Below are 17176 nucleotides of genomic sequence, written 5' to 3'. Positions count from 1 at the left end.
GGTGGTGGAGGCCATCACGATGTTGCTGAGCACCGCGGTGGCCGTCAGATCACCGCTGAGGCTGGCGGTGTTCCCGCGCCCCAGCAGACCCGCCACCATCACGTCGGAGGTGGCACTGGCATCCCCGTTGACGTTGGTGGCGTCGGTCCGGTAGGTGCCGGTGCCCTGGGCCGTCACGTTGTCGGCGGAGAGGTTGACCTTCTTGATGCCCACCACGAGGGCATCGGTCATGCCGGTGGCCAGTCCGGTGATCGTGTTGGCGGCGCCGACGGCGCTGCCGGTGCCCGTGCCGGTGATGTTGCCGGAGAGGCCGGGGCCGATCGAGCTGCCGCGGCTGCCCTTGATGCCGATGGCGGTGGATTCCACCTCGGTGGTGGCATCACCGGTGGTGGTGGTGGACAGCACAGTGGGAGCCGTGGCAGAAGCGGTGCCGGTGATGTTGCCGGTGGTCCCGATCGAGATCGGGGTGCCGCTGCCCAGATGGATGCCGATCGCCTTGAGTTCGGATTCGGCGTCGGCGTCGCCGGTGACGGCGGCGCCCGTCGTGCCCTGGTCAGCGGCCGAGGCCGTGCCGGTCACGTTGCCGGCCTGGCCGATGGCGATCCTCACATCGTTGTTGATGCCCTTGGCGGACAGGGAGGTCTCGGCGGCGGCATCACCGGTGGTGGTGCTGGCCGAGGCCGTGCCGGTGAGACCGGCGCTGCCGCTCACGTTGCCGTCGGTGCCGACCGTGATCTCGCTGTCCCTGATGCCGACACCCTTCATGGCGGCATCGGAGGTGGCATCCCCCGTGACGGAATTCGCCGTGGCCGCCACGCTGCCGGTGGCCGCCGCCGCCACACTGCCGGCCTTTCCGATCGAGACCGGAGCCCGATTCAGACCGATCACCCTGGCGGTGCCGGTGTCGCTGCCGTCCTCCCCGGCCTGGGCGCTGGAATCACCGGTGACCGCGGACGCGGACGCGGTGAGGTCGGAGGCGGCGGTGGCATTGAAGACACCGCTTCCGACGATGTTCTCGCCGATGGAGAGGCTGCCCTTGTTGAAGCCCACCACCTTGGAGTCGACGCCCGCGGCAGCGTTGCTCCCGGAGGTGGTGGTGACGCCGGTGGCCGTGGCGCTGGCCACGAGGCCGGCATCCGCCAGGGGATCGGTGGCATCCTTGCCCACCGTCACCTTGGTGTCATGAACGCCGGCGACGAAATCACCGTTGGCCGCATTGGCGGCCGGATCACCGCCTGACGTCGTGCTCTGAGCCGTGGCCGCCTGCTGGCTGAAGGCCTGGGCGAACAGACGGGTCGCGTTCTCGCCGATGGCCAGCTTGTCGATGGCGATGCCCACCACGTTGGAGTGGTTGGTGGTCGCCGTGACGTCCTGCATCTCCGGCGCCGTGACGGACGTGGCCTGGGCGACGCTGGTGCCGACACCGGCCGCCTGGACGTCACCGTCCTTGCCGATGGTCAGGGTGGTGGGGGCCCCGGAAGGTCCGGCACCTGGGAGCTTGTTGACATCGACGATGCCGCCGATGGTCTTGATGCCGACGGTCGCATTGGCGGGGCCGGTGGTCGTTTCGGCCGTGGCATTGGCATCCGAGGTGCCCTGGGCCGCCACGGTTCCGTTCTCGCCGAAGCTGATGGCCAGGCCACCCATCGACTTCATCACCGACTCGGCCTGGACCTCTTCACCTTCGGAGCCGTTGGCGATCCTGGTCTTGCCGACGGCGATGCCGGCCACCAGCTTGGCCAGACTCTGGGCATCGGCCGCCCCGGTGACGCTGTTGGCGGTGGCGTTGAACACACCGTCACCGAAGGCCGTGGCGACTCCGCTGTTGCCGAAGGCGATCGTCATGGGGCCGGACGGGCCGCTGTGATCGCCGTTCGTGGACGAGACGGCTGCCTCGGGTGCAGGTTCCTCCCCATCCGACGGGGGAGGGTTGTAGCCGCCCTTGCCGCCACTGGCATAGATGCCCACCACCTTGGCGGCGTAGTCACCGGCGGTGGCGGTGGCATTGCCCGTCCCGGGGGGCAGGCCCACCGACTCGGCCGCCGCGGTGTTGGTGGCGGTGGCGCTGGCATCCAGGCTGGTCCCCTGACCGGCATTGAGACCGACGTTCTTGATGCCGAAGACCTTGCCGGTGTTGGCTGTGGCGTCGGTGGCTCCATCCACCGCCTTGGCTGCGGCGGCTGCGTCGTTGGTGGCCGTGGCCGTCACCACCGCATCGGTGCCGATCAGAATCTGATTGGGGCGGTGGGTGCTGTTGATGATCCCGCCGGTGGGTCCGTCGTTGCTGGCGCTGGCCGTGGCATCGCCGGTGGTGGTGGTGGCGGCGGCGCCCACCGATCCGGTTTCGGTGGCGTTGAGGGTGCCGGCGGTGCCGATCCTGATCTTGCTGTTCAAGATGGCGGCCTGGGCCGTGGTGCTCGCGGTGGCACTGGCGTCACCGGAGACGACGTCATCGATGGCGGGCGTGGAGGACGTCGCCGAAGCCGTCAGGACCGTGCTGGTGCCGACCTCAATCTTGGACTTCTCAATCCCGACGGTGCGGGTGGTGTTGGTGGCGGTCATGATCGCGAAGGATGAAGGTACTTGGAGTCCTGCGAATCCCAGGAGGGCGAGGCAGAAGGGCTCCGCCGGGCCGTGCTTCATTCCTATCAGCGATTGCACCAGGGGAATCAGGAAGTTCTGCCTACAGTTGATGAAGCTTCGGCACTTATGCAGCAGATCCGCACTGCATCGAGTCCTGGCTACATCGGGTCGTTGACGTTCATTCAGACGAACAACTTACTTGGCAGACAACATCTTGAACTCGGGCGATTGTGCTCTCCCGTCGTCTTTCATGGTGCTGCGTACGGGAAATCGAGGCCTCCTGGGCACCGCTGCCAGGCGATGGATGCTCGGCCCCTCATCAACAACACCCTCCCGGATCGCCCGCGCCGTCGTGGTTGTTACCGATCCCATGGTTCAAGTTGGGTGCCCGCCGCGGCACCCGTAGGGTCTCCCTGGTTTCTCCCGTCGCCCACTCCTGGGATGTCGCGGACGCAGATTCCCTGCGCCTCTCAACGGCGTCATGCCGCAGAGATCGATCGCCATTTCCCCGCCAGCCGGCGGCAAGAAGCGTCTTCTGCACATCCGCAGCGGTCAGCAGACATGATCGGAAACAGAATTCAGCCCAGCGCAAGCCCCCGCTGCCCTGCCGCGATGGGCGGGGCAGCGGGGGCGGAAGGGACTCAGGCGGCCGGCCGCTGCCTACGCCTCGATCGTCACCTTGCGGATCCGGCTGCCGTTCTTCAGGGCCAGCACAACATCGATGTTCTCGGTGTGGCCGAAGACGGTGTGCTGACCATCCAGGTGGGGCTGGGGGCCATGGCAGAGGAAGAACTGGCTGCCACCGGTGTTGCGGCCCGCGTGGGCCATCGACAGGCTGCCGGCCTTGTGCTTCTGGGCGTTGATCTCGCAGGGAATCGTGTAGCCGGGCCCGCCGGTGCCGGCCATGCCGCGGGCGCCCTCGCGGCTGTTGGGGCAGCCCCCCTGGGCCATGAAGCCGTCGATCACCCGGTGGAAGGCCAGGCCGTCGTAGAAGCCGTCCTTGGAAAGCTTCACGAAGTTCGCGACGGTGCCGGGGGCCTCGGCGTCGAACAGATCGATGGTGATCAGTCCGGCGTCGGTGTCCATCAGGGCCTTGGTCACGGTCGAGGAGGCAAACTTCGACTGTATCCGTCCAGGGCACCCCGCATCCATGGCCAGCACCGAGCCCCGTTCCCCTTCACCCCAGGCCAGCGGTCTGCCGACCTCCGATCTGTCCTGCGCCCGCCTTGGGGTGCTCGGCGGCAGCGGCCTCTATGCCATGGAGGGCCTGGAGGACGTGCGCGAGCTCACGGTCGACACCCCCTACGGCCCCCCTTCCGACAGCCTGCGGATCGGCCGGATCGGTGATCTGGAGGTGGTCTTCCTGGCCCGGCACGGCCGTCACCACACCTTCACCCCCAGCGAGGTTCCCTACCGGGCCAACCTCTGGGCCCTGCGCTCCCTCGGCGTTCGCTGGATCCTCTCGGTGTCCGCCGTGGGATCGCTGCAGGAGGACGTGCGGCCCCTCGACATGGTGGTGCCCGATCAGTTCATCGATCGCACCATGCAGCGGCCGCTCACCTTCTTCGGTGAGGGACTGGTGGCCCACGTCGGCAATGCGGACCCCTACTGCGCCGTGCTCTCCCGGGTCCTCGGCGACGTGAGCGACAGCCTGATGCCGGAGGGGCGGCAGCTGCACCGCGGCGGCACCTACCTCTGCATGGAGGGACCGGCCTTCTCCACCCGGGCGGAATCGGAGCTCTACCGCTCCTGGGGCTGCACGGTGATCGGCATGACCAACCACACCGAGGCCCGCCTGGCCCGGGAGGCGGAGATGGCCTACGCCACCCTGGCGATGGTCACCGACTACGACTGCTGGCATGCGATGCATGACGCCGTCACCGTCGAGCTGGTGATCGACAACCTGCGGGCCAACGCGGCCCTGGCCCAGCAGATCGTGCGGCTGGCGGCCGAGCGGGTGCAGGCCCTGCGCCCGCCCAGCCCGGCCCACCAGGCCCTGCGGGATGCGTTGATGACCCCGCCCGCCCAGGTGCCGCCGGCCACCCGCCGCCGCACCGAGCTGTTCACCGCCCCCTACTGGGGACCGTTCAACGGGGCGGAAGCGGAGGGGGAGGCGACGACGGCGGCAGGCTGACCCCGAGGGCCTCGAGGCACTGGCGCAGGCCGGGGCCGTGGCGCTCCAGGGCCGACCGGGCCGCCCCGGCCTCGAGCCCGGAGGCGACCATCAGCAGCGCCAGGCGCACCGATCCTCCGGCCCGCTCCAGCAGCGTCAGCCCCTGGTCGCGGGGGACGGCGGCCAGATCCCGCAGGATGCGCAGGGCCCGGTCCTCCAGTTTGCTGTTGGTGACCGCTACATCCACCATCCGGTTGCCGTACACCTTGCCCAGGCGCACCATCACGCCCGTGGAGAGGATGTTGAGGGCCATCTTGGTGGCGGTACCCGCCTTGAGCCGAGTGGAGCCGGTCAGCAGTTCCGGCCCGGTCAGCAGGCGGATGTCGATGTCGCAGGGCATCGGCACCTGCTCGGCGCTCACACAGGCCATGGCCACGGTCAGGGCCCCGATGGCGCGGCCATGGGCCAGCCCGCCGAGCACGTAAGGGGTGGTACCGCCGGCGGCGATGCCCACCAGGGCATCCGCCGGGCCGAAGGCCCGTTGGGTGAGGTCGTCACGACCCGCTTCCCGCAGGTCCTCCAGGCCTTCCGAGCTACGCAGCAGGGCCGCCGCACCACCCGCCAGCACCCCCTGCACCAGCTCAGGGGGGCTGCAGAACGTGGGCGGACACTCCGCCGCATCGAGAACCCCGAGCCGGCCAGAGGTGCCGGCCCCCAGATAAAACAGACGTCCGCCGTTGGCGAGCCGAGCCGCGATGGCATCGATGGCCGCCGTCAGGGCGGGCGCGGCGGCCGCCACCGCCTGCTGGGGCAGCAGATCGTTGGCGCAGAACAAGTCCACCAGTGACGCCGTCGGCAGCTGGTCGAGGTTGTCGCTGGCCGGGTTGGGCCGCTCGGTGAGCAGGTGGCCCCTGTCGCCGCCGGAATCGCTCACAGCAACCCTTCGAGGCGGCGGCGGAAGGCCTCCAGCTCCGGATCACTGCCGGGCCCGTCGGAGGCCTCAGCGCCGGATTGTTGCGCCGCTGCCTGCTCTTCTTTCCAGGTGGTCACGTCCATGTTGCGTTCGGGCGGCGCGATCAGCAGCCGCTCCTCTTCGCTGTTGGGTAGAAAGCCGGCCGGCACGAAGCGGGCTTCGTAGCCAGCTTCGGCGCAGAAGTTCTCGAGTTCCTCCCGATCCAGGGCCTCGACACAGGGCACCGGGAAATCCTGGGCCTCGAGCAGGCCGGCATAGCGCTCGGCATCGTCAGGGTCCTCGAACAGCAGCACCACCGTGCGGCCCCCGAGTTCGAGGGAATGGATGCCCTCCTGGTCACTGCCCGGATCGAACAGCAGGACATGCACCGGCTTGCGTGGGGAACCGCTGGCTGTCACATCGTCATGGATGGGGCGCAGGCCAGTGTCTCATCCGTTGGCTGCCGGTGTAACGATCAGGCGCCGTTGGCGCTGTTCTGCTCCCGGTCGAGCTCCCGCAGGCGCCGGAACAGGGCCTCCTCCGCTTCCGTCGGCGTGGCAGGAACAACGATCCTCACCTCCACCAGCTGGTCGCCCCGCTGCTCCCCCTGGCTCTGGCCCCGCTGCCTCAGGCGCAGCTGCCGGCCGCTGGAGGAACCGGGAGGCACCCGCAGCCGCACGGGGCCCTCGAGAGTGGGCACCACCGCCTGGCAGCCAAGGGCAGCGTCGGCGGGGTGGAGATCGAGCTGGTAGAGCACCCGCAGGCCATCGATGCGCAGCCCCTCTTCGGTTCGCACCCGCAGCTGCAGGAAGTGATCGGCGCCGCCGGCCGCCACGCCGGCCAGCCGCAGGCGCCAGCCATCCCCCGCCAGGGGTGGCGTCCAGACCTCCACCACGGTGCCGTCTCGCAACTCCAGTTCCAGCCGCTGGCCGCTGAGCGCCTGCTCCGGGGTGAGGCTCACCAGGGTTTCCTCGTCCGTGGCGGCCATCACCGGTGGCGGTGATGCCGGTGCGGTGGTGACGCTGCGGGCCTCCGGGGGATCGTCCGGCTCGGGTTCGTCCTCCCAGCTCCGCGAGCCGCGGCGCTCCTGGCCGAAGAGCTGCGCCAGATAGTCCTCGAAGTGGGGAAAGCCGCTGGCGAAGGGATCAGCGTCGAGGCCGGAGCTTTCCTGGCCCTCACCGGCCTCCCAGGCGCGACGCCGGATCGGATCCGAAAGCACCGCATAGGCCTCGTTGACCCGCTTGAAGCGGGCCTCGGCCACCGGATCGTTGCCGTTGAGGTCGGGATGCCAGAGGCGGGCCTGCTGGCGGAAGGCCCGTTTGATGCTCGCCGCGTCGGCACCCGCAGCCAGACCGAGCACCTCCCAGTGGTCGCGGGCGGCCGTCGCCGCCGAATCCGAGCGGGTGGATTGGCTCACGACCCTCAGCCGTCAGCCCAGGGATCGTCCTGATCGGACCGACCACCGCGACGCGGCCGGTGACGATCGGCGGCCAGTTCCCGCTCAGAGGGATCCTGCCGATCCCAGGAACGGCCATTTTCCCAGCGGCGGGACGGAAGGTCGTCGTCGTAGCCACCCTCCCGCTCATTGAAACGGCCGAGCGGGTAGGGATCCCGCTGGGGCAACCGCGGCGGGCTGGACCAGGGATCGGAGCGGCCCGATCCGCCCCAGTCGTCCCAGTCGTCGTCGGAGAAGAGTTCGTCCTTGAGGGAGCCCAGGGTGTTCTTGAGGCCCTTGAGCGGGCCGCTCTCCGAGCGCCGTTCCCCCAGCAGGCGCCGATTGAGTCCGAACAGCGCCTCCTGAAGCTGGCTGACGGTCAGGTCAAGGTCGGCTGGGTCGTCCTGGGCCAGCACGTCCTGAACATCGCGCAGGGCCAGCTCCACGGCGCGCTGCTGGCGTTCGGCCCCGGCGGGCCCCAGCTCAAGGGCGGCATCCCGCAGGCGCCGTTCTGCCTGGGCCACCAGGGTCTGGGCACGGTTGCGGCGGTCGATGACGGCTCGCTTGCGGCGATCCTCGACCGACTTGCGCTCCGCCTCCTCCAGCAACCGGTTGATCTCCTCCTCGCTGAGGTTCGATCCCCCCTGGATCGAGACGCTCTGCTGGCGCCCGGTGGTGCGGTCGGTGGCGGACACCTGCAACAGACCGTTGGCATCGATGTCGAACGACACCTGCACCTGGGGCACCCCGCGTGGAGCCGGTGGAATGCCGGAGAGCCGGAAGCGACCGAGGGACTTGTTGCCCTCGGCCATCTGGCGCTCGCCCTGAAGCACATGGATCTCCACCGACGACTGGTTGGCCTCCGAGGTGCTGAACAGATCCGACTTGCGCACCGGAATCGAGGTGTTGCGCGGGATCAGCACCTTCATCACCCCACCGATCGTCTCCAGGCCGAGGGAGAGGGGGGTGACGTCGTTGAGCATCAGGTCGCGCAGCTCGCCGGTGAGGATGCCGGCCTGCACGGCCGCCCCGATGGCGACCACTTCGTCGGGATTGACCGACTGGCAGGGCTCGCGGGGAATGAGGGTGCGCACCATCTCCTGCACCATCGGCATGCGGGTGGAGCCCCCCACCAGCACCAGGTCATCAATGGCATCGGCCGTCAGACCCGAATCCCGCAAAGCACGCTGGACAGGACGCAGCAGTCGGTCGAGCAGGTCGGGGCAGAGACCCTCGAAGGTGCCCCGCTCCAGGGTTGTTTCGATGTGCAGTGGACCGTCGGGGCCCGTGGCGATGAACGGCAGGGACAGGGGGGTGCTTTGCACCCCGGACAGTTCCTCCTTGGCCTTCTCGGCGGCCTCGGTGAGTCGCTGCAGGGCTTGGCGATCACGGCGCAGGTCGAGGCCGTTCTGCTGCAGGAAGGCTTCGGCCACCCAGTCGACGATGCGCCGGTCCCAGTCGTTGCCCCCCAGCTGGGTGTCGCCGCTGGTGGCCATCACGTCGAAGACGCCGTTGGCGATGCGCAGCACCGACACGTCGAAGGTGCCGCCGCCGAGGTCGAACACCAGCACGCGCTTGACCGTGCTGCGATCGAAGCCATAGGCCAGAGCGGCCGCGGTGGGCTCGTTCAGGATCCGCTCCACGGCGATCCCCGCCAGCCGGCCGGCATCGCGGGTGGCCTGGCGCTGGGCATCATTGAAATAGGCCGGCACCGTGATCACCGCCGCCTCGACCGCCTCGCCGAGGTAGGTGGTGGCGTCGTCGACCAGCTTGCGGAGGATGGAAGCCACCAGTTCCTCCGGGGCGTACTCCCGCTCCGTGGCCGGGGAAATGACGCGCACGTTGCCCTGGTCGTTGGCGCGCACGCTGTAGGGCACACCCAGGCTGCCCTCGTCGAGCTCGTCCCAGCTGCGACCGACGAACCGCTTCAGGTTGGCGAAGGTGTTGCGGGGGTTGAGCACCAGTTGGCGCCGGGCCAGCTGGCCCACCAGCAGCTCCTGGTCCCGGCTGAAACCCACCACCGAAGGGGTGGTGCGGCCCCCCTCGGCATTGGCAATGACCTGGGGCCTGCCGCCTTCGAGCACGGCCACCACCGAGTTGGTGGTGCCCAGATCGATGCCGACAATGCGCCCCATGGAAGTCCTGATGGCGGCCCAACGCTACCGGAGCCTGACGGCCGTTAAACCCAGCTTAAACGCGGGGGCTGAAACTCGTGCTCAGATCAGGTGGAACGTCCATGCCGACCGGCACCATTCCTGCATGAGGAACGCCCCACCCATCGATGCGTTCACCCTGAGGCGACGGCCCCTCCAGGAAAAACTGGTCGACATCGGTTTCCGCCAGCTGACACTGGTGTTGGCCGCGTCGGTGGGGATCGTGCTGCTGGCGATCTTCCTGACGGTGTTCAGCGGCGCCAAGGAGGCCATGGCCACCTTCGGCCTCAAGTTTCTGACCACCTCCGCCTGGGATCCGGTCAACGAGGAGTACGGCGCCCTGATCGCCATCTACGGCACCCTCGTCACCGCGATCCTGTCGCTGCTCCTCGCCGTGCCCATCGGGCTGGGCACGGCCATCTTCATCACCGAGGATCTACTGCCCCGGCGCCTGCGGGACCTCATCGGCCTGCTGGTGGAACTGCTGGCCGCCATTCCTTCGGTGGTGCTGGGTCTCTGGGCGATCTTCGTGATGGAGCCGGCGATCCGCCCTTTCCTGTCACTGCTTCACACCACCCTGGGATGGACCCCGTTCTTCGCCACGGAACCCCAGGGGCCCGGCACAGCTCCAGCGATCCTGATTCTGGTGGTGATGGTGCTGCCGATCATCACCGCCATCTCCCGGGATGCCCTCAACCAGGTGCCGATCGAGCTGCGCCAGGGGGCCTATGGGGTCGGCACCACCCGCTGGGGCGCGATCTTCAACGTGATCCTGCCGGCGGCGGTGTCATCAATCATGGGGGGCGTGATGCTCTCCCTGGGCCGGGCGATGGGCGAAACCATGGCTGTCACGATGATCATCGGCAACTCCCTCAACTTCAGCGTGTCCCTGCTGGCCCCGGGCAACACCATCGCCTCGATGCTCGCCAACCAGTTCGGTGAAGCCGATGGCATCCAGGTGTCGGCGCTGATGTACGCCGCCGTCGTGCTGATGATCCTCACCTTCGTCGTCAATGTGCTGGCCCAGTGGATCGTCCGGCGGCTCAGCCTGCGGTACTGACGCCCCATCTCCTTTCGTTCATCAACACCCCGCCCACGCCGTTCCCAGGCCATGACCGTCACGTCCACACCAACGAGCAGTCAATTCACCGAGCGGCTCACCCTTCATTACGACCCTGGTCTGAAGCGCAATCGCTTCAACCAGATCGCCAACGCCATTGCGGCCACGTTCTCCGCAGTCGCGGTGATACCCCTGTTCCTGGTGCTGATCTATGTCCTCATCCAGGGCGGTCGGCTGCTGAGTCTGCAGCTGCTCACTGAACTACCGCCGGCCCCCGGCCTCGAAGGGGGGGGCATCGGCAACGCGATCATTGGCACCATCGTCGTGACCCTGATCGCCTCCCTGATCGCCATCCCGGTGGGTGTGGGTGGTGGGGTCTATCTCTCGGAGTACGCCCAGAACGGCTGGTTCTCTCAGTTCGTACGTTTCGGCAACGATATTCTGGCGGGGGTGCCGTCGATCATCAGCGGCGTTTTCATCTACTCCCTGATCGTCGCTACCAGGGTGTTCTTTGACCAGAGCTTCAGTGCCATGGCCGGCGGCATCGCCCTGTCGGTGCTGATGCTGCCCACGGTCATCAAGACCACCTATGAGGGCCTGATGCTGGTGCCCCAGGAGATGCGCATGGGCGCCTATGGCGTCGGGGCCTCCCGGTTCGTCACCATCACCCAGATCACCCTGCCCGCGGCCTTCACTCCGATCGCCACGGGGGTGGTGCTGGGGATCGCCAGGGCCGCCGGCGAAACGGCCCCCTTGATCTTCACGGCCCTGTTCTCGCCCTTCTGGCCGGAAGGACTGTTCAATCCGATCGCCACCATGTCGGTGCTGATCTTCAACTTCGCGATCATGCCCTACGAAGCACAGAACGAGCTGGCCTGGGCCGCCTCCTTCGTGCTCGTGATCATGATTCTCGGAGCCAACCTGCTGGCCCGCTGGATCAGCAGCGCGTCCCGCTCCTGACCCTGTTCCCTGTTCATCACCTCCGGTTCCGATTCACCTCCTCCCTGACATGACGGCTTCTTCTCCCTCCACCGTGGCCAGCGACGTCTGCATGTCCCTGCAGGACGTGACGATCTCCTACGGCAGCTTCGAAGCGGTCAAGAACGTCTACATGGATCTGCCCAAGGGCAAGGTGACCGCCTTCATCGGCCCCTCGGGCTGCGGCAAGAGCACGGTGCTGCGGGCCCTGAACCGCATGAACGACCTGATCCCCGGCTGCACCCTCAAGGGGCGGGTGATCTTCGATCAACACGATCTCTACGACAAGCGGGTCGATCCGGTCGAGGTCAGGCGCCGCATCGGCATGGTGTTCCAGAAGCCCAACCCCTTCCCGAAATCGATCTACGAGAACATCGCCTTCGGTGCCCGGATCAACGGCTACCGCGGCGACATGGACGAGCTGGTGGAGCGCTCCCTGCGTAAAGCGGCCGTCTGGGACGAGTGCAAGGACAAGCTCAAGGAGAGTGGCTTCTCGCTCTCCGGCGGCCAGCAGCAACGGCTCTGCATCGCCCGGGCCATCGCCACCGAACCCGAGGTGATCCTGATGGACGAGCCTTGCTCGGCCCTCGATCCGATCTCGACCCTCAAGATCGAGGAGACCATGCACGAGCTCAAGCGCAGCTACACGATCATGATCGTGACCCACAACATGCAGCAGGCCGTGCGCGTCGCCGACATGACGGCCTTCTTCAATGCCGAGGCTGTTGAGGGGGGCACGGGCAAGGTGGGCTATCTGGTGGAGTTCAACGAAACTGAAAACATCTTCAATTCCCCAAGTCAGCAGTCGACGCTCGACTACGTCAGCGGACGCTTTGGCTGATCCCCGGCCCAGGCTTCATCATCAGCAAAGCTGCCAGTGGAACCCTTTCAGCCCCTGCGCTGAAGGGGGTTTCCCCATGGTTGCGAACGAAAAAAAAGCCGGCCCGGTGGGCCGACTCAGATAACGGAGAGGGAGGGATTCGAACCCTCGATAGAGTTGCCCCTATACAGCATTTCCAGTGCTGCGCCTTCGACCACTCGGCCACCTCTCCAGGGGCGAAATGGGGCAGATGGCAATGTAGCAGGGGCTGCACCTGGCCTCTCCGCCCCACCGACACCCTCCCCTCCGCCCACGTCCCGATGCCCCGCACTCACCCGATCACGGTCCACTGGCGACAGGCCAACCGCGTCATCCGCCTTGATGTGCCGGAGGGGGAATACATCCTGCGCAGTTTCGAAGCCCAGGGCGAGCCGCTGCCCTTCAGCTGCCGCAACGGTTGCTGCACCGCCTGCGCCGTGCGGGTGCTGGAGGGAAGCATCGATCAACGGGAGGCCCTCGGCCTCTCCAAGGACCTGCGCAAGCAGGGCTACGGCCTGCTCTGCGTCGCCCGGGCCACCGGCCCGCTGGAGGTGGAGACCCAGGACGAGGACGAGGTCTACGACCGCCAGTTCGGCCGCTTCTTCGGCCGCGGTCTGGTGCGTCCCGGTCTGCCCCTGGACGACGAATGACCTCCCTCTGTCAACGGGCCCTGGACGGTTCCGGACTGGATGCCGCCGAACTGGAGCGGTTGCTGCTGGTGGCCCGCGAAGCCGCAGAGGCCGGCGGCCGCGAACTTCGGCGCCATTTCGGCCGGCTGGAGCAGGTGAAGGAGAAGGGCCTGGCGGGCAATCTGGTCACCGAAGCCGACCTGGCGGCTGAAGCCGCCGTGTTGGCGGTCCTGGCGGCCGCCACGCCCACCGTGGCCGTGCTGGCGGAGGAGAGCGGCCAACTCGCTGGCCAGGGCGACCTGCTGTGGTGCGTCGACCCCCTCGATGGCACCACCAACTACGCGCATGGTTACCCGTTTTTCGGCACCTCCGTGGGGCTCAGCTGGCAGGGGCTGCCCCTGCTCGGTGCCCTGGAGGTGCCGGTCCTGGAGGAGCACTACTGGGCCGCCCCGGGCCGGGGCGCCTGGTGCAACGGACGCCAGTTGCGGGTGAGCGACTGCGGCGCCCTGGCGGATTCCCTGCTCGTCACCGGTTTCTCCTACGACAGGGTTCACCGCCTCGATAACAACTACGCCGAGTTCGCCTGGTTCACCCACCGCAGCCATGGGGTGCGACGGGCCGGGGCTGCCGCCGTGGATCTGGCCTTTGTCGCCGCCGGCCGGGTCGATGGGTACTGGGAACGGGGCCTGTCCCCCTGGGACCTGGTGGCTGGCGTGGTGCTGGTGGAAGAGGCCGGCGGACAGGTCTGCGCCTACGACGGCGGCCGTCTCGACCTGGCCGACGGCCGGGTGATCGCCTGCACCCCCGCCCTGCGCCAGCCCCTGATCGAAGGGCTGGCCCTTTGCCGGCCGCTCAGCGGTGCCAGCTTCGGGGCCCCCGAGCTGGACGCCACCACTCCATAGGATCCGACCCCCCACCCCCGCCCGACCCCCGTCCTCCATGGCCCTCCAACCTGCCGCCGGCGCGCGGGACCTGAACCCGGGTCAGGTGGACAGCAATCGGCGCCTGTGCGACCTGCTGGCCAACGTCTACCGCCTCTGGGGCTACCAGGAGGTGGCACCCCCCACCATCGAGCGACTCGACACCCTGGAGGCCGGTGGCGCCATCGCCGAACGGGAACTCGTGCGTCTGGTGGCCGATGAGCCCCTGGGGCTGCGGCCGGAACTCACCGCTCCGATCGCCCGGGCCGCCAGCACCCGAATGCTGGGCCGTCCCAGGCCCCTGCGGCTCTGGGCCAGTGGCACCACCTTCCGCAGCTTCACCGGTGATGGCGGTGGCCAGCGCATCAGCGAGCAGCTGCAGAGTGGCGTGGAGCTGTTGGGGGAGCCCTCCCCCGCCGCCGACACCGAGCTGCTGCACCTGTTGCTGGCGGCCGTCGCCAGCCTGGAGCTGCCGCCCCGGCACCAGCCCACCCTGCTGGTGGGGCACCACGGATTGCTCAGCGCCCTGTTGAGCCAGGTGCCGGAGGAGCAGCGCTCGCTGGCCCGCCATGCCCTCACTGATTTCGACCCCCTGGCCCTCGAGGCTCTGGCCCTGCCTGACAGCCAGCGGCAGCGGCTGATGGCCCTGATCGGGCTGCGGGGCGAACCGGTGCGGGTGCTCTATCAACTGGAGCAATGGCTCGGCCCGGTGCCACTGCTGGAGTCCCTCGCCGCCACCCTGGCCAGCGTCAAGTCCCCGGCCGCCGGCCTTGGCGTTCGGGTTCAGCTGGACCCCACCTTCCAGCCCCATTTCGATCTTTACGACGGCCTGGTGTTCAAGCTCGTCTGCCAGGGGGCCGATGCTCCGGTGGCCATCGCCAGCGGCGGTCGCTACGACGCCCTGGTGGGTCGCTTCGGCACCGGCACCGCAGACGCGGCCGGCACCGGCTTCGGTTTCGACGTGGAGGCCATCCGCGATCTGCTCGAATCGGAGGGTGCCCCGGCGATGGCTGACGGTCAGGCGCCGGGTCCCTGGCTGGTGGCCAGCGCCACCGCCGCCGGCCTCGGGCAGGCCCTCAGCCGCCTGGCGGAGCTGCACGGAGACGGTGAAGCCGCCGAGCTCTGCACCCGCCCCTGCGTCGACCGCTCGGAGGCGGAGCGGCTGGCGGCGGAACGGGGCTGCCGTGGGGCGGTGTGGCTGGCTGCCTAGGATCCGGCTGCTGCTTCTCCCCATCGATGGCCCACTCGATCGTCACCAACGTCTGCGAGGGCGTGGCCGACTGTGTCGACGCCTGTCCGGTGGCCTGCATCCACCCCGGAGCGGGGGCGAACAGCAAGGGAACCGTCTTCTTCTGGATCGATTTCGACACCTGCATCGACTGCGGCATCTGCCTGCAGGTGTGTCCGGTGGAGGGGGCGATCCTGCCGGAGGAGCGGCCTGACCTGCAGAAGCCCGGCGTTTGAGGCCCGCTGGTTCGGGGACCCCACCCTCGCTGGCCTTGAGGCCCGTGGCGGCCCCACCTAGGTTCAGGGCGATTCTTCTCATTCGCCATGACGGTGCTGGAACAGGGCCAGATTCAGATCCACACCGAGAACATTTTCCCGATCATCAAGAAGGCCGTCTATTCCGGCCATGAGGTGTTCCTGCGGGAGCTGGTGAGCAACGGGGTGGATGCGATCAGCAAGCGCCGCATGGCCGCCATGGCGGGCGACTGCAGCGAAGGCACCGAGGGGATCATCGCCATCCGCATTGACCGGGAAGCCAAAACGCTCACCATCAGTGACAACGGCATCGGCATGACCGCCGATGAGGTGAAGCGCTACATCAACCAGGTGGCCTTCTCCAGCGCCGAGGACTTCCTCGAGAAATACAAGAGCGAAAGCGACGCCATCATCGGCCATTTCGGCCTCGGTTTCTATTCCAGTTTCATGGTGGCGTCCCGGGTGGAGCTGGTCAGCCTGAGTGCCCGCCCCGGCGCCGAGGCGGTGCGCTGGAGCTGCGACGGTTCCCCCAATTTCAGCCTCGAGGGTGCCGAGCGCACCGAACCCGGCACCGACGTGGTCCTGCACCTGATGGAGGAGGAGCTGGAGTACATCGAGCCCTCCAGAATCCGCACCCTGATCACCACCTACTGCGACTTCCTGCCAGTGGCGGTGCAGCTTGATGGCGAAACGGTCAACAAGCGGGAGGCGCCCTGGCGCAAGAGCCCCCGCGACCTCAGCGACGACGATTACATCAACCTTTACCGCTATCTGTACCCGTTCCAGGGGGATCCCCTGCTGTGGGTACACCTCAACACCGACTATCCCTACAACCTGCAGGGCATTCTCTATTTTCCCAGGATCACCGGCCGCGCCGACTGGGAAAAGGGCGAGATCCGCCTCTACTGCAATCAGGTGTTCGTCAGTGATTCCATCAAGGAAGTGGTGCCTCGCTACCTGCTGCCCCTGCGGGGCGTGATCGATTCGCCCGACATCCCGCTGAACGTCAGCCGCAGCGCCCTGCAGACCGATCGGCGGGTGCGCTCCATCGGCGGCTTCGTGGCCAAGAAGGTGGGCGACCGGCTCAAGGAGCTGCACCGCGATGAACCGGGCCGCTATGCGGAGATCTGGGATTCGCTGGCCCCCTTCATCAAGATCGGCGCCATGGAGGACGAGAAATTCGCCGAGCAGGTGGCGGATCTGATCCTCTACGGCACCACCGCGGCAGCGGCCGAGCCGCCCGAGGACGGTGAGGAGGCCACCGGCCTCGACCCTGTCGCCACCGATGGCCGCACCTACACCACGCTGGCCGGTTACCGGGGCCGCCTGGCCGGCGACAACGCCGATCGGATCCTTTACTGCACCGATGAGGCCGGGCAGGCCGGGGCCCTGGCCCTGTGGAAGGGGCAAGGGGCGGAGGTGCTGCTCGCCGACACCTTGATCGATTCCCAGTTCATCCCCTGGCTGGAAGCCCGCCACGGCGACCTGCGCTTCCAGCGGGTCGACGCCGAGCTCGACGCCAGCCTGCATGAGCCCGAGAGCGAGCTGGCCGACGCCGAAGGCAAGGACAGCGGTGAGAAGCTCCGCGACCTGTTCAAGGCCGCCCTCGACGACGACAAGATCACCATCCAGGTGCAGTCGCTGAAGGGAGAGGGCTCACCGGCTGCCCTGATCCTGCTGCCGGAGCAGATGCGCCGTCTCAACGACATGGGAGCCCTGATGGAGCAACGGCTGCCGGGCCTGCCGGACCACCACGTCCTGCTGGTGAACCGCCGCCATCCCCTCGTGGAGGGGCTGCTCAAGCTCTCTGCCGGCGCCGTCATCACCGGCTCCGACACCACCTCCCCCAGCCGTCAGCTGGCGGAGGATCTCAGCCGCCACATTTATGAGGTGGCCCGCCTGGCCGTGGGGGGTCTGGAGCCGAACCAGCTGGCCGGCTTCCAGCAGCGCAGCTCCGACCTGATGGGCCAGCTGATGCAGCGGGGCCTCTGAGCCCAGGGGCGCCAAGGACG

15 protein-coding genes and 1 tRNA gene are annotated in these 17176 nt (G+C 67.9%); 9 read left to right on the top strand and 7 right to left on the bottom strand.

Annotated features, from left to right (window positions below; all coding sequences use genetic code 11):
- The coding region (locus tag VB739_RS04020) for a hypothetical protein (protein ID WP_323355831.1) at positions 1 to 2562 on the bottom strand (2562 nt) is incomplete at its 3' end.
- A 681-nt stretch (positions 2563 to 3243) separates the two neighbouring features.
- Positions 3244 to 3684, bottom strand: a complete 441-nt coding sequence (locus tag VB739_RS04015) for a peptidylprolyl isomerase (RefSeq protein ID WP_323355830.1) — start codon at positions 3682 to 3684, stop codon at positions 3244 to 3246.
- A 49-nt stretch (positions 3685 to 3733) separates the two neighbouring features.
- Between VB739_RS04015 and mtnP the strand changes: the two genes are divergently transcribed.
- Positions 3734 to 4717, top strand: a complete 984-nt coding sequence (gene mtnP, locus VB739_RS04010) for an S-methyl-5'-thioadenosine phosphorylase (RefSeq protein WP_323355829.1) — start codon at positions 3734 to 3736, stop codon at positions 4715 to 4717.
- On the opposite strand, the gene murQ is transcribed toward mtnP, so the two are convergent.
- From murQ to dnaK, 4 genes are read right to left on the bottom strand one after another with little or no spacing between them, the layout of a single operon-like run.
- A complete protein-coding gene (gene murQ / locus VB739_RS04005; protein ID WP_323355828.1) occupies positions 4671 to 5630 on the bottom strand; it encodes an N-acetylmuramic acid 6-phosphate etherase in 960 nt (319 codons plus the stop codon). The genes mtnP and murQ overlap by 47 nt on opposite strands.
- Positions 5627 to 6067, bottom strand: a complete 441-nt coding sequence (locus tag VB739_RS04000; RefSeq protein WP_323355827.1) for a DUF3110 domain-containing protein — start codon at positions 6065 to 6067, stop codon at positions 5627 to 5629. The genes murQ and VB739_RS04000 overlap by 4 nt, the downstream gene beginning before the upstream one ends.
- Positions 6068 to 6123: 56 nt before the next feature.
- A complete protein-coding gene (locus tag VB739_RS03995; protein WP_323355826.1) occupies positions 6124 to 7065 on the bottom strand; it encodes a DnaJ domain-containing protein in 942 nt (313 codons plus the stop codon).
- A 5-nt stretch (positions 7066 to 7070) separates the two neighbouring features.
- Complete coding sequence (gene dnaK, locus VB739_RS03990) at positions 7071 to 9218, bottom strand: molecular chaperone DnaK (RefSeq protein WP_323355825.1); 2148 nt, start codon at positions 9216 to 9218, stop codon at positions 7071 to 7073.
- 124 nt (positions 9219 to 9342) lie between these two features.
- Between dnaK and pstC the strand changes: the two genes are divergently transcribed.
- From pstC to pstB, 3 genes are read left to right on the top strand one after another with little or no spacing between them, the layout of a single operon-like run.
- Entirely contained in the window at positions 9343 to 10296 is a 954-nt protein-coding gene (gene pstC, locus VB739_RS03985) for a phosphate ABC transporter permease subunit PstC (protein WP_323355824.1), read from the top strand.
- Between the two features lie 51 nt (positions 10297 to 10347).
- Entirely contained in the window at positions 10348 to 11256 is a 909-nt protein-coding gene (pstA, locus tag VB739_RS03980; RefSeq protein WP_323355823.1) for a phosphate ABC transporter permease PstA, read from the top strand.
- Between the two features lie 49 nt (positions 11257 to 11305).
- Positions 11306 to 12115, top strand: a complete 810-nt coding sequence (pstB, locus tag VB739_RS03975) for a phosphate ABC transporter ATP-binding protein PstB (protein WP_323355822.1) — start codon at positions 11306 to 11308, stop codon at positions 12113 to 12115.
- 124 nt (positions 12116 to 12239) lie between these two features.
- Here pstB and VB739_RS03970 read toward each other — a convergent pair.
- Positions 12240 to 12326, bottom strand: a tRNA-Ser gene (locus VB739_RS03970).
- Positions 12327 to 12414: 88 nt separating this feature from the next.
- Here VB739_RS03970 and VB739_RS03965 point away from each other — a divergent pair.
- The 5 genes from VB739_RS03965 (at position 12415) to htpG (ending at position 17156) form a co-directional block, all read left to right on the top strand.
- Positions 12415 to 12783: a 2Fe-2S iron-sulfur cluster-binding protein gene (locus tag VB739_RS03965; protein WP_323355821.1), complete on the top strand. Its 369-nt coding sequence runs from the start codon at positions 12415 to 12417 to the stop codon at positions 12781 to 12783.
- Entirely contained in the window at positions 12780 to 13664 is an 885-nt protein-coding gene (locus VB739_RS03960; protein WP_323355820.1) for an inositol monophosphatase family protein, read from the top strand. Before VB739_RS03965 ends, VB739_RS03960 begins: the two co-directional genes overlap by 4 nt.
- Before the next feature lie 37 nt (positions 13665 to 13701).
- Positions 13702 to 14892, top strand: coding sequence for an ATP phosphoribosyltransferase regulatory subunit (locus VB739_RS03955; protein WP_323355819.1), 1191 nt, complete (start codon positions 13702 to 13704; stop codon positions 14890 to 14892).
- Positions 14893 to 14918: 26 nt separating this feature from the next.
- Positions 14919 to 15146, top strand: a complete 228-nt coding sequence (locus VB739_RS03950) for a ferredoxin family protein (protein ID WP_323355818.1) — start codon at positions 14919 to 14921, stop codon at positions 15144 to 15146.
- A gap of 87 nt (positions 15147 to 15233) precedes the next feature.
- Positions 15234 to 17156, top strand: coding sequence for a molecular chaperone HtpG (gene htpG / locus VB739_RS03945; RefSeq protein ID WP_323355817.1), 1923 nt, complete (start codon positions 15234 to 15236; stop codon positions 17154 to 17156).
- Positions 17157 to 17176 lie beyond the last annotated feature (20 nt).

The organism is Cyanobium gracile UHCC 0281, from assembly GCF_034931305.1.
In the GTDB taxonomy this organism is placed as follows: domain Bacteria; phylum Cyanobacteriota; class Cyanobacteriia; order PCC-6307; family Cyanobiaceae; genus Cyanobium; species Cyanobium gracile_A.
This window is presented reverse-complemented; position numbering and strand designations above follow the sequence as displayed.